Annotated in this window: 1 protein-coding gene; it reads right to left on the minus strand. The window is 67.4% G+C overall.

Translation table 11 applies throughout. The features are described from left to right. On the minus strand, nucleotides 1–1,112 hold a 1,112-nt coding region (gene tuf / locus GVN67_RS29020), incomplete at both ends, for an elongation factor Tu (RefSeq protein WP_160000763.1).

A 1,112-nucleotide genomic window follows, 5' to 3' on the forward strand; every position in this document is an offset into this window, starting at 1 on the left:
GCGCTGATCGAGGCGACGACGCCGGCGCCGACGGTGCGGCCGCCTTCGCGGATCGCGAAGCGCAGGCCTTCATCCATGGCGATCGGGGCGATCAGCTCGACGTCCATCGAGACGTTATCGCCCGGCATGACCATTTCCACACCGTCCGGCAGGGTGACCACGCCGGTCACGTCGGTGGTGCGGAAGTAGAACTGCGGACGATAGTTGGTGAAGAACGGCGTGTGACGGCCGCCCTCTTCCTTCGTCAGGATGTAGGCCTCGGCCTTGAACTTGTTGTGCGGCTTGATCGAGTTCGGGGCCGCCAGGACCTGGCCGCGCTCCACGTCCTCGCGCTTGGTGCCGCGCAGCAGGGCGCCGATGTTGTCGCCGGCCTGTCCGCTGTCCAGCAGCTTGCGGAACATCTCGACGCCGGTCACGGTCGTCTTCACGGTGGCCTTCAGGCCCACGATCTCGACTTCCTCACCGACCTTGACGACGCCGCGCTCGACGCGGCCGGTCACCACGGTGCCACGGCCCGAGATCGAGAAGACGTCTTCCACCGGCATCAGGAACGGGCGGTCGATGGCGCGCTCCGGCTGCGGGATGTAGGCGTCGACCGCCGCCATCAGCTTCAGGATCGCCTGCTCGCCCAGCTCCGGGGACTTGTCCTCGAGCGCCATCAGCGCCGAGCCCTGGATCACGGGGATATCGTCGCCCGGGAACTGGTAGGAGGTCAGCAGCTCGCGGACTTCCATCTCGACCAGCTCGAGCAGGTCGGGATCGGCCATGTCGCACTTGTTCAGGAACACCACCAGCGCGGGCACGCCGACCTGGCGGGCCAGCAGGATGTGCTCGCGGGTCTGCGGCATCGGGCCGTCGGCGGCGGACACGACCAGGATCGCGCCGTCCATCTGGGCGGCGCCGGTGATCATGTTCTTCACGTAGTCGGCGTGACCCGGGCAATCCACGTGGGCGTAGTGGCGGTTGGCCGTCTCGTACTCGACGTGGGCCGTCGAGATCGTGATGCCGCGCGCGCGCTCCTCGGGAGCCTTGTCGATCTGATCATAGGCGGTGAAGGTCGCACCGCCGGCCTTCGCCAGGATCTTGGTGATCGCCGCGGTCAGCGACGTCTT

This window comes from Roseomonas sp. 18066 (genome assembly GCF_902706185.1).
Lineage (GTDB): Bacteria > Pseudomonadota > Alphaproteobacteria > Acetobacterales > Acetobacteraceae > Pseudoroseomonas.